At 41.2% G+C, this 12341-nt stretch carries 12 protein-coding genes; 9 read left to right on the forward strand and 3 right to left on the reverse strand.

Annotated elements, in window-relative coordinates; all coding sequences use genetic code 11:
• Nucleotides 1-4: 4 nt before the first annotated feature.
• Entirely contained in the window at nucleotides 5-1099 is a 1095-nt protein-coding gene (locus tag GC098_RS33475) for a coiled-coil domain-containing protein (protein ID WP_171648359.1), read from the reverse strand.
• A gap of 101 nt (nucleotides 1100-1200) precedes the next feature.
• Nucleotides 1201-2166 (reverse strand): hypothetical protein, encoded by a 966-nt coding sequence (locus tag GC098_RS33480; RefSeq protein ID WP_171648361.1) that lies wholly within the window; start codon nucleotides 2164-2166, stop codon nucleotides 1201-1203.
• 89 nt (nucleotides 2167-2255) lie between these two features.
• On the opposite strand from GC098_RS33480, the gene GC098_RS33485 reads away from it, so the two are divergent.
• Nucleotides 2256-3407 (forward strand): class I SAM-dependent methyltransferase, encoded by a 1152-nt coding sequence (locus tag GC098_RS33485; protein ID WP_171648363.1) that lies wholly within the window; start codon nucleotides 2256-2258, stop codon nucleotides 3405-3407.
• Between the two features lie 45 nt (nucleotides 3408-3452).
• Here GC098_RS33485 and GC098_RS33490 read toward each other — a convergent pair whose 3' ends face one another.
• Entirely contained in the window at nucleotides 3453-3683 is a 231-nt protein-coding gene (locus GC098_RS33490; RefSeq protein WP_029196536.1) for a DUF2626 domain-containing protein, read from the reverse strand.
• Nucleotides 3684-4034: 351 nt separating this feature from the next.
• Here GC098_RS33490 and GC098_RS33495 point away from each other — a divergent pair, with 351 nt between their 5' ends.
• From GC098_RS33495 to GC098_RS33530, 8 genes are all read left to right on the forward strand, one after another.
• The gene (locus tag GC098_RS33495) at nucleotides 4035-4688 is read left to right on the forward strand and encodes an RsfA family transcriptional regulator (protein WP_171648365.1); all 654 of its coding nucleotides are present in this window, start codon (nucleotides 4035-4037) and stop codon (nucleotides 4686-4688) included.
• 104 nt (nucleotides 4689-4792) lie between these two features.
• Nucleotides 4793-5740: a ketopantoate reductase family protein gene (locus GC098_RS33500; protein ID WP_171648367.1), complete on the forward strand. Its 948-nt coding sequence runs from the start codon at nucleotides 4793-4795 to the stop codon at nucleotides 5738-5740.
• Nucleotides 5741-5754: 14 nt separating this feature from the next.
• Entirely contained in the window at nucleotides 5755-6156 is a 402-nt protein-coding gene (locus GC098_RS33505; RefSeq protein ID WP_171648369.1) for a DUF3397 domain-containing protein, read from the forward strand.
• Between the two features lie 416 nt (nucleotides 6157-6572).
• Complete coding sequence (locus tag GC098_RS33510) at nucleotides 6573-8255, forward strand: peptide ABC transporter substrate-binding protein (protein WP_171648371.1); 1683 nt, start codon at nucleotides 6573-6575, stop codon at nucleotides 8253-8255.
• A 102-nt stretch (nucleotides 8256-8357) separates the two neighbouring features.
• Nucleotides 8358-9290, forward strand: coding sequence for an ABC transporter permease (locus tag GC098_RS33515; protein ID WP_171648373.1), 933 nt, complete (start codon nucleotides 8358-8360; stop codon nucleotides 9288-9290).
• A gap of 3 nt (nucleotides 9291-9293) precedes the next feature.
• On the forward strand, nucleotides 9294-10226 hold the full coding sequence (locus GC098_RS33520; protein WP_171648375.1) for an ABC transporter permease: 933 nt from the start codon (nucleotides 9294-9296) through the stop codon (nucleotides 10224-10226).
• A 16-nt stretch (nucleotides 10227-10242) separates the two neighbouring features.
• Nucleotides 10243-11277, forward strand: a complete 1035-nt coding sequence (locus GC098_RS33525) for an ABC transporter ATP-binding protein (protein WP_171648377.1) — start codon at nucleotides 10243-10245, stop codon at nucleotides 11275-11277.
• A complete protein-coding gene (locus tag GC098_RS33530) occupies nucleotides 11270-12232 on the forward strand; it encodes an ABC transporter ATP-binding protein (protein ID WP_171648379.1) in 963 nt (320 codons plus the stop codon). Before GC098_RS33525 ends, GC098_RS33530 begins: the two co-directional genes overlap by 8 nt.
• Nucleotides 12233-12341 lie beyond the last annotated feature (109 nt).

The raw sequence follows: 12341 nt of genomic DNA on the forward strand, positions 1-12341 counted from the left end.
TACTTTACAGGGATAATTTGAGTTTTACAACTGCGATGCCGTTCTTCGTCTCTACACTAACGACATCAAGATAATTGACGATTTTTTTCGGGATGAAACCAAGCTGGAATTCTTTCATAAAGTCCTCAATTGTGGTATCGGGCAGTTGGAAGCCATTGAATTCAAGTTTATCCACAACAAAGCGGACTTCATTCATGTCGGGATGCTCCTTCAACAAAAACATTCCTTCTAACGCGATTTGTACTTGATCTTTTTTACCTTTTGCAATGATCGACCCATCGGCAAATTCAAAATTCAAATTCTGTAAAAGTTCATTTTTTGAATGAAGGTAAGCATTGAAATCCGTATCACTAATCGTTATGACCGGGTTTTTGATGGAAGATAAGTCCATGAATTTATTTTCTTTCGTTACATACTGTGGCAACTCTCGAAAAGCGGATGATAAACTATTCAAGTACTCGCGGAATAATGGGATACCTTCTTGTTTCCATTGGTCATTTAAGCTTTTTATTTGGGCTTCTATGACTTGTGCTTGTGCACTGACGGCTAGTTGTTTGTCCAGCTCTTCTTGAAGCTTTACGAGTCTCTCACGCTGTGTGAGGAATTTCTCTTTCGTTTTTTGGAGCTCGACGCGAGAAGAATCAAGTTCGGTTCGCAGGCTTTTCAATTTCTTAAATGATTCGGTGAAAGCTGATAAGGCGCGATGATCATTACTAATAATCATTTGCAGATACTCAAACATTCGCAATGCATCCGTAAAGGAACTAACGGTAAACAGCAGCATCCAGATCGAATCTCGATCCCCTGTATAATAAGCTCTCAGCACTTTTCCGGCATGTTTTCGGGTGTTTTCAACATTGCTGTTCTGCTTGATGATATCTAGTTCATTTTGTTTGATTTGATCAACGATGCTTGCATCTTGTTCATTTAATCGGGCCACTTCTTTGTCAATTTCGAAAATGGTAAGCCCTTTTTGGACGAGATCCTTGGCTTCGTCTTGTGTAGGAGTCTTTTCCTCGGCTGAGATTGTATGAAGTGGTAGTGTTATTTGAGTAAGCAATAGAATAGACAACATCATAGCTACGAATTTATATGTCATTGAACGAATTCTCCCCCTAAGAACAGATTATCATATTTCTATTAAATGAAGCACAAAAAAATACTTACCTCTGGGGAAGAGGTAAGTATTTTGCCTTAGATCTATTTTTTTGCCGGTGTAATTAATTTAAGGATTTCATCGAAGCTTTTAACGTTTTTCGGTATTTCTTTCGTTAACGGAGAAGCTTGATTGATAGCGTCGTAGGTTTGGTGAAGAAGGATATGGTTATCCTGAGCTTTGCCATCAACTGTTACTGTGAATCCTACATCAATTGTTTGGTCACGAATAAAGCCAGCGTCATCAATGGCGACAACCATTTTACCCGGAGCCTTGAGCTGCAAGTTATTTGCTTGATTTTTTTTGAGTTGTTCGGCTTTATCGGCTGTAAGGAATCCATTACTTTGTAAGTACCCAATAAACTCCGGGAGTTTTGTTTGCATCAGGGTATTCAATTCTTTTTCATTTTTACTGGTAAGTTCGACGCTAATGGATTTGGCAGAAGAGCCGTCTTTCAGCTTAACCGGTTCCTTGGCTTCTTTATACCATTTTGGATCAATCCCGCTAAATATAAGATTACCAAGTGTCGTTGACAATTGAGAAGTATTTTTCAAGGTGTCTACGGTTAAGGGACTAGTACTGTTCTGACTCATTTTTTGTAGATCGATTGCATAGTACTCGTCAGGTGTTTTATTTAATGCTGGCATATTAAAATACAATTTGCTATCTTTAATGAGAATTGGAATCTCAAAAGGGGATGTAGAACCCTTAGGTGTTATTTTCAAGTTCGTCTGGAACTGGAGTGGCTCCACATTGCTAATGCCCTTCCAATCGATTGTGCTTTCTCTGACCAAAGATAACAGCCCGTTAGTTAAAGGGTTGGACGATTTCATCAATCCATCGCTTATGGCTAATGTTGTGCTCCCATCGAAGGTGTAAGATTTCATCTCTTTTTGTTTATTTAGTGATTGTTCGAGTGCTTCTTTGACCTTCGTGTTATCTGTACAAGCTGTCAACGATATTAGGCTGATCGCCGTTACCGCTGTTAAGGTAATCCACTTCTTTGACATGCTTTTCTGTCTCTCCTTCCATAAATCCTTCTTCATTATAATGGTTTCCTTATGTTTTGTCTTTAAGTAAAGAATTGGAGGGTTCTTCATTGAATCATCAGCTCGGGCACCCATGTGTTGTGACAGCCTTAAAAGAGGCCATTCAGTCAGCAGAATTTCAAGCCATCGCCTTCAGAGACTATATGGAAATTTGTCTATACAGCGAACCGTATGGGTATTATCGCAATGAGAGGCCGAAAATCGGCAAACAGGGAGATTTTTATACAAGTTCCTCTATTGGTTCAGTGATGGGGGAAATGGTGGCATCATTTATTTGTAAGCAGCTGAATATTGAAAGTCCTCATACAGAACCCGTTCACGTCGTTGAATGGGGAGGGGGTAACGGGCGAATGGCCTTTCATATATTGGGCGAAATAAAGCGAAATGAACCCGCCGTTTATGCTCGTTTAACCTATACAATCATTGAATCAAGTGCTTACCATCGTCAGCAGCAGCGATCAATGCTTGAAGAGCATGCCCAAGTTATTCAATTCACAAGTGAAACAGAATGGTTGGCTCAGACGCCGCAAGATCAGGTTTATGTTCTTGCGAATGAACTATTGGATGCTTTCCCGATCCACCGAATTCGCTATAAAGATTTGCTTTTTCAGGAGTCCTATGTGAAATGGCAAGAGGAGGAGCAAATTTTTCAAGAAATTTGGCGTCCTATTAGCTCGCAACGTATATTAGACTTTCTAGAACGTTCCAAAGTTCAATGGTTGGATGGTCAAATAGGGGAGATAAACCTTGAAGCTGAGAGTTGGGTCTCACGTGTAGCTGAACGGATCCGAAGCGGGAGTTGCATGATCATTGATTATGGCGATACAGCAGAAGAACTATTCGCTCCTCACCGTTTTAATGGAACATTCATGTGCTATCGCAAACATCAAGCTCAGGATGACCCCTTCATCCACCAGGGTGAGCAGGATATGACATCGCATGTTAATTTCACTTCTTGCGAATTAGCTTCAAGGCAGAGTGGATTTACTGACTGCCAACTTCAGACGCAAAGGGAGTTTCTGGTGGAGCAAGGGATATTACAAAGGCTTCAAGACCACTATGATCCTAACCCTTTCAGTGAAGTGTCCAAGCGGAACCGCTCAATTAGGCAGTTGCTCCTAAGCGACCAAATGAGTGAGCTGTTCAAAGTGTTCGTCGCAAGTAAGCATTCTCGTATCAATGAAAAAAAGGTGAGCCGCTGAGAAACAGTCGGTTCACCTTTTTGCTTGTTGTTATTGTTGTGGGGTTTAGACAGACATTTTGAAAAATGACCAATACGTAAATCCGCTGAAGGAAATAATCATATATCCCCAGAACAACAATATGTAAGTTCGTTCTGACAAGCGCATATAGCCTAGAATGACGAATACGGCAGTTTGAAAAAAGAAAATCAGAGACATAGGTATCATATCGCCAGCTAAGCTCATTAGTGCGATAACAAGTGTCCAAAAACCTAGAACCCGAAACATGCGATCCATTCTCGTAACATCCCCCTCTCATACCACGTTGCACTTTAACTACAACACATTATACCGTTTGAAATGAGCGGTGTAAACCGTCAAACGGTGACGAAATTGAAAACATTTCATCAGATAGTAGTAGTATGCCTTTTTATCGGGATCCCATGTATGAGTGACAAAAAATTTGGCAATACCATTTAGTATCAAATAGATTCTATGAACTCTAGTACGGGCATAGAAATAATAATAATGGCACGAATCAATTTATCCCTGCTCTCTACAAATTGATTCTTTATTATGATGCATCCCCAATAGGTGAGTCTTTGTCTACGCCAAAGATCCCTATATTATGTTAGGAGGTTTGACCATATGTCAGCAATTAGACAAGATGCTTGGAGCGATGAAGACGACTTAATCTTAGCGGAAGTGACACTGCGTCACATACGAGAGGGAAGTACACAATTATCTGCATTCGAAGAGGTTGGAGAGCGCATAGGGCGTACAGCGGCAGCATGTGGATTTCGATGGAACAGTTTTGTAAGGAAAAAATATGAAGCGGCTATTCAGATTGCTAAAGCGCAGCGCCAGAAGAGAACGCAGCTCAAAAAGCATGCGGCCGTCTCGATTTCCGGTTCTTCTTCCATTGGATTACTGGATGGACCAGAGTTGTCTACGGGCAAAGTAGAGACATTTACGGAAGAGACATTATCAATTGATGCTGTGATCCGGTTTCTAAGACAATGGAGAAACACGTACCAAGATATGAATCGTCATATTAAAAATTTGGAAAAAGAGCTGCAAGACAAAGAGGACGAACTAGATAGACTTGGCAGAGAAAACAACAAGTTGAATAAACAAGTTAATGAGGTTGAGACGGATTATCGTGTTGTGAATGATGATTATAAAGCATTGATTCAAATTATGGATCGTGCTAGGAAAATGGCCTTCCTTGTTGAAGAAGAGGAAGAAGAGAAGCCGCGGTTCAAGATGGATGCGAATGGTAACCTAGAAAGAGTAGAATGAGTTTCCGTCGGTCCTTACATATAGAAGCTTCAGAACAAGGAGAGCCCTTGGACTGGGGCTTTTTTGTTGTATAATGGGAATTGTATGTAAAGGGGGGACGTGAGATGCGCATTATGATTATTGGTGCAGGCTCCTTAGGACTGCTATTCGCTGCTAAGTTGTCTGCTTTTTGTGAACATATGACTGTCATTGCAAGAACGATAGAACAAGCAGATAAGCTAGATCAGAAGGGAATCGAGTTGGTTGGAACTGCAGAAGCAATTAGGACTACTCGTAGTGGGGTCATAGATTTCCGCTATTATATAGAAGGGGCAGAAACTGCTAAATCGTCTTTACATCATTTTGATTACATATTTCTCATGGTCAAACAGCCTGCAATTACACAAGAACTAATCAACAATTTGAAGTCTCTAATGTCTAAAGACACCTACTTAATAAGTTTCCAGAACGGAATAGGGCACGAAGAGAGGTTAGGTGAAGAGCTGGGGCGGGATCGCTTGCTGCTCGCTGTGACGACGGAAGGGGCTAGACGAGAGGGCTTAACGGCGGTTACTCACACAGGCCATGGTATCAGTTATATAGGAACATCTGAAGATTCTGATCATTTTGTAGATTCAATACATATTTTGTTAGTTGAGATGCTTGAGAAGGCAGGATTTCATACAAAGATGTCGAAGAACATGGATGTAAGGATTTGGAGCAAGCTGACGATAAATGCAGTAATTAATCCGCTTACAGCAATTTTACGTGTAAAGAACGGAGATCTGCTGCTTTCACCCTGGACGCGCTCACTCATGAATGACCTTTATCAAGAAACTCGTATGGTGGCGACCGCCAAGGGGATTTTACTGCCTGATGAGCTATGGGACACGCTGCTTAGCGTCTGTGAAGCCACTAGCTTAAACCATTCATCTATGCTTCAGGATATTGAACAGTCCCGACGAACCGAGATTGATCATATTAACGGAAGCCTAGTAAAAATGGCAAAAGAATTAAAACTTGAGATTCCGACTCACCAAACCGTGTACCAATTAGTGAAAGCCCTAGAATAAGTAGGTGATTCTTAATGATGAATGTGCTAGCCAGTTGGATATCTACGATATATGCGGTCTTAGCAGTGGCGCCGTTTATTACGTTTATCTTTATGTGGTTTCTAGTCTTTCTTTTTCTTAGAGATAAGAAAATGACAACAAGACTTACCATGGACGTGACGACGTTATTTCTGCTAGGCTCTGTTTCTTTGATGTGGAATCAATTATTTCATACGAATTTTGGTTTCTGGCTAATTGCTCTCGTGCTGCTCATCGCTTTTGGGATCATCGGTGGTTATCAGACGCATCTGAAGGGGAAAACCGAATTATTAAAGGTTAGCAGGGTAGTATGGAGACTTAGTTTTCTGGGTCTATCAGCACTTTACATCCTGCTGTTTTTCCTGCATATCGGGAAAAATTATATATTTTCTACCTAGGCAACACAATTTTGTGGAAATAATGTGAATAAATCAATTTTTAGCGTATGTTTGTAATATTTATTTGAGAATTGTAGAAAATAACAATGAAATCCGTCTAGATTTTATTGACCGATGGTTGTATAATTAGAAACCGTAAAGGACCTTTTTCTTCATATTATTTTAACATGGGTGAATTAAAATTTTATCCAAGGTGAATGAAAGTAAAATTAGTTCTGGACAAAGCATAGTAATATGTTATAATTCCTTGCGTAGAGTCTAGTAATTTTTTTTACCAGAGGTTCGAGTCAGATATACTGACATGTGTGAAGCGGTTTCATTTATTTTTGGGTACAAGGTGTGAGGTTTATGTTAGTGAAACTATCAAAACACCTAACCATAGATGTTTAGATACATATTTTAAAGGAGGAGTTTATATGAAAGCGACGAAATGGGTTTCTACAGCAGTAGCATTAACGCTTATGGGTAGTGTGGCAATTGGTTGTGCCAAAAAAGAAGAACCAACAGCATCACCAACTGGGGATACTAAAGGTACAACGGCTCCTGCGGCATCTAACAAACCACAAGAGATTAAAATCAACTTTACTGCAGAGCCACCTGTTATGGATAGCTCCAAAGCAACTGCTAATGCTGCTTTCACATTCATTAGCGCATTTAATGAAGGTCTTTATCGTTCTGACAAAGACGGCAAAGCGACTCCCGGACTTGCAAAAGATTTCCCTAAAATTTCTGCTGATGGTCTAACTTACACAATCGACATTCGCGACAATGCGAACTGGTCAGATGGTCAACCAGTAAAAGCACAGGATTTCGTTTATTCTTTCAAACGTACATTAGATCCAGCAACTAAAGGGCAATACAGTTTCGTAGTAGCTTGGATTAAAGGTGGAGAAGCTGTAACGAAAGCAAAAACACCTGAAGAGGTTAAAAAAGCTCAAGACGCACTTGGCGTAAAAGCAATTAGCGACAAGCAACTTGAAATTAAACTTGAGAAACCAGTTACTTTCTTTACACAAATGCTTGCGTTCGGAACTTTCTTGCCACAAAGAGAAGATTTCGTTACCAAAGCTGGCGATAAATATGGAGCAGAAGCTGATAAAGTAATTGGTGCAGGTCCATTTATTTTAAGCAAATGGGATCATGGCCAAACACTTGAACTAGTTAAAAACGATAAATATTGGGATGCTGCTAACGTTAAGCTTACGAAAGCAACTGTCAATATCGTAAAAGATACAAATACAGGACTTAACCTATACGAAACAGATGCAGCTGATTTGGCTGAAATCAATCGCGATCAACTTAAACTATATGCAGGCAAACCAGACAACTTGCCAAAACCTGAGTTGACTAACTCTTACTTGATGTACCAAACGAAAAAAGTTCCTGCCTTGGCTAACAAGAAAATTCGTCAAGCTTTAGGTATGGCAATCGATCGTCAAGCGTATGTAGATACTGTTCTTGCTAACGGATCTGTGGCTTCTACAGGTTTAGTGCCAGGTGGTACTTCGGATGGTGCAGGCGGGGATTTCCGTAAATCTGCTGGCGAAACACAACCTAAATTCGATGCTGCTAAAGCTAAACAATTGCTTGCTGAAGGTTTGAAAGAAGCTGGATTAACAGCTCTTCCAAAAATGAAAGTGAACGCGGATGATACAGAAACTGCGAAAAAATCACTTGAGTTCATCCTTGCACAATGGAAACAAAACCTTGGATACGATGCAGAAGCGAACCCAGTTCCGCATGCATTGCGTATCGAGTTGTCCTCCAAACATGACTTCGACATCGTTCTTTCCCTATGGGGCGCGGATTACAACGATCCAATGACATTCTTGGATATGTGGGTAACTGGCGGAGAATTTGATGAAGGCGACTACAGCAACCCGCAATATGATACACTAATTAAGCAAGCTCAAACAGAAGTTGATCCTTCTAAACGTGCGAAAGCAATGATTGAAGCTGAGAAAATCCTGATGGATGATCAAGGTGTAGCACCACTTTACTTCCGTACTCGTGCTTACTTGAAAAAGCCTTCAGTTAACGGTTTGATTCTTCCATCATTTGGTCAAGAATGGGAATTGAAATGGACATCTATTAAGTAGTCCAAACAGCATATCATTTTAAGAAGAAGGGGCCGTTCGCACCTCGTGGGAGCGGCCCCTTCTAAATTTCTAAGCAGTTAATTTTAATAAAGGAGGAGCATTATGGTTAAGTTCATTCTTCGCCGTTTCTTATATGCGCTTATTACGTTATGGCTTATTGCATCATTCACATTCGTATTGATGAAAAACTTACCAGGTAATCCACTAGGAGAAGGCGCCGAAAAGATTCCTAAGGCTACGAAAGAGATGCTGATGAAGCAATACGGTTTAGATAAGCCACTATGGGAACAATACTTGACATTCATGAACAACATCATCCATGGCGATCTAGGAGCTTCCTTTCAATTCCCTGCTCACAAAGTTACTGATATTATCAAACAAGCATTCCCTTCTTCACTAGAACTTGGGTTAATCTCTATCGCTATTGCCATAGTTGCAGGTCTCACATTAGGGATTATTGCATCTCTGAAGCATAATAAAGCAGGCGATTACACGGCAATGTTCATTGCGATTCTGGGTGTATCTATCCCATCCTTTGTTCTTGGTCCATTGCTTTCTTATTATATCGGTGTTAAATGGGGTATTCTCCCAGCAGGTTTATGGAAAGGTCCAAGTTATCGAATTTTACCATCAATTGCGCTGTCATTTGGAACCATTGCCATTTTGGCACGTTTGATGCGTACGTCCATGTTGGACGTTCTGAATCAGGATTATATTAAGACAGCCAAATCCAAAGGTTTGAGCAATTTTACAGTTGTTGTTAAGCACACGATAAGAAATGCTATTTTACCAGTTATCACAATTATAGGTCCAATATTTGTAAACGTAATCACTGGAACGCTGGTTGTTGAGCAAATTTTCGGTGTGCCGGGCTTAGGAAAACATTTCGTTTCTTCCGTTTCTTCCAACGATTACACCATGATCTCTGGATTAACGATTTTCTATTCAAGTATACTTATCTTAGTCATCTTTATCACAGACGTAGTGTATGGCTTTGTAGACCCTAGAATTCGTCTTGGGAAAGGCGGGAAATAAATCATGCAAACACCAAATAATGCAACTGAGAATAACTACAAGTTTGCTCCCGTTTCAAATAAATCTTTAACTGGCGAAAAAATTGTTAGACCTTCGCTCAATTATTGGCAGGACGCATGGAGACGACTTAAGAAAAATAGACTGGCTATGGCTGGCTTAATTATATTGGTTGCCTTGATCGTATTAGCGATTATTGTACCTTTTGTTTCAAGCTACGATTATCAGACACAAAACTTAAAAGTAAAAAATGTGTCTCCAAGTGGTGAACACTGGTTCGGTACAGACGACTTCGGACGCGATGTTTGGACCCGTGTATGGTGGGGAACACGTATCTCCTTATTTATCGGGATTGTAGCAGCTTTAATTGATTTGGTTATCGGTGTTCTTTATGGTGGTATTTCTGCGTACTATGGCGGGAAAGTTGATGAAGTAATGCAGCGTACGATTGAAATCGTCTATGCGATTCCTTTCTTGTTGATCGCGATTCTACTCATTATGGTTATCGGTTCCGGTGTTTCATCTATTATTTTGGCTATGGCAATAACGGGGTGGGTTCCAATGGCACGTTTGGTGCGCGGTCAAATGCTCACGTTGAAAGAGCAAGAGTTCGTGCTTGCATCCCGTACACTTGGCGCATCTCCAATGAGAATTATTATGCGCAGCTTGATTCCTAATGCGTTAGGTATCATCATCGTGCAAATTACATTTGTTGTTCCAGCTGCTATCTTTACTGAAGCGTTCCTTAGCTTCATTGGTCTTGGTGTTAAACCGCCGCTCGCATCGCTGGGTAACTTGCTATCGGACGGCGCCAACTATATCCGGTTATATCCGCATCGCCTTATTTTCCCGACTATTATTTTCAGCTTGATTCTATTAAGCTTCAATTTACTCGGCGATGGGCTTCGTGATGCGCTTGATCCAAAAATGCGCAAGTAAGAAGGGGTGAATAATGATGAGCACCAATAACAATTTACTTGAAGTAAAAGATTTGAGAGTTTCTTTCCGGACATATGCGGGGGAAGTTCAAGCTGTTCGCGGCGTATCTTTTTCTTTGAAAAAAGGTGAAGTGTTGGCGATTGTAGGTGAATCCGGCTGCGGTAAGTCCGTTACGGCACAAACGCTCATGCGTTTAATTCCTACTCCGCCTAGCTATATAAAAAGCGGTTCTATCATGTTTGACGGGAAAATGGATATTACCAAGCTTTCAAACAAACAGATGGAGAAAATTCGCGGATCCGAAATGGGTATGATTTTCCAGGATCCAATGACTTCTTTGAATCCGACGATGAAAGTCGGCGATCAAATTACAGAAGGTCTAATTAAGCATGAAGGTTTGAATAAAAAGGCTGCAACTGAGAAAGCGATTGAAATTCTCAAGCTTGTAGGCATTAACTCTCCAGAGGGCCGTATTCACCAATATCCACATGAGCTCTCCGGTGGTATGCGTCAACGTGTTATGATTGCTATCGCACTTGCTTGTTCGCCTAAACTGCTTATCGCAGATGAGCCAACAACGGCTCTTGATGTGACGATCCAGGCGCAAATCATTGATTTGATGAAGACGATCTCTGTTAAAACGGACTCATCTATTATCTTAATTACACATGACCTTGGTGTCGTAGCTGATATGGCTCAACGTGTTGTCGTTATGTACGCTGGGAAAATTATTGAGCAAGGTACAGTAGATGAAATTTTCTACGAACCGCAGCATCCATATACATGGGGCTTGCTTCGTTCAGTGCCGCGTTTGGATACGAATAGTAATGAAGAGCTTGTGCCGATTCCAGGTACACCTCCAGATCTGTTCGCACCTCCAAAAGGGTGTGCTTTTGCAGCCAGATGTCCATATGCGATGAATCATTGTTTGGAAGAAGATCCAGAGCATACGTCGCTTTCTGAGACACACAGTGCCGCTTGCTGGCTGCTGCACCCAGATGCACCGAAGGTTGAACGTCCTGTAGGAGTGGGGGGGCATCAACATGTCTAAATCTAATCAACCGATTTTACAAATTCGTAATATGAAGAAGCATTTTAATCTTGGCAACGGTAAAATATTGAAAGCTGTTGACAATTTCTCTATAGAAATTAACCGCGGTGAAACATTTGGACTTGTAGGGGAATCCGGATGTGGGAAATCGACAGCGGGTAGAACGATTATCAAGCTTTATGATGCAACAGAAGGCGAAGTTATTTTCGACGGTGAAGATGTTCATAAGTTGAAGGGGAAGAAGCTGAAAGACTTTAATCGGAATATGCAAATGGTATTCCAAGATCCTTACGCTTCTTTGAACCCTCGTATGACGGTGGGGAATATCATTGCTGAAGGTATTGATATTCATGGATTGTACAAAGGTCTTAAACGTAAAGAACGTGTGATGGAATTGCTTCGCGCCGTTGGTTTGAACGATGAGCATGCCAATCGTTTCCCGCATGAATTTTCCGGTGGTCAGCGTCAACGTATCGGGATTGCCCGTGCGCTTGCAATTGAACCGAAATTTATTATTGCGGATGAGCCGATCTCTGCATTGGACGTTTCCGTGCAAGCACAGGTTGTTAACTTGTTCAAGAGATTACAGAAAGAAATGGGCTTGACTTATTTATTTATCGCGCATGATTTGGCGATGGTTAAGCATATTTCCGATCGTATCGGTGTTATGTATCTTGGTAACCTCGTTGAGGTGACGACGTCTGATGCTCTTTACGCGAAGCCGCTTCATCCTTACACACAGTCGCTGCTTTCTGCGATTCCGATCCCAGATCCGGAAATTGAGCGTACACGTGAGCGCATCATTCTTCAAGGTGATGTACCAAGTCCGCTTAATCCGCCTAGTGGATGTCCGTTCCGTACGCGCTGTCCACAAGCAATGCCGCAGTGTGCGGAATCGATGCCGCCATCCAAAGAAGTGGAACCAAATCACTTCGTAGCTTGTCATTTGTATTAAGATTGTTCAGCCGTCCCCGTAGGGGGCGGCTTTTTAATGTTCAATTGTAATTATTTAAAATACAGTTTTGACGATTGCGAACCTTACGTGTACAATCAAAGAATAGTCG

This window comes from Paenibacillus phytorum (genome assembly GCF_013141715.1).
In the GTDB taxonomy this organism is placed as follows: Bacteria; Bacillota; Bacilli; order Paenibacillales; family NBRC-103111; genus Paenibacillus_E; species Paenibacillus_E phytorum.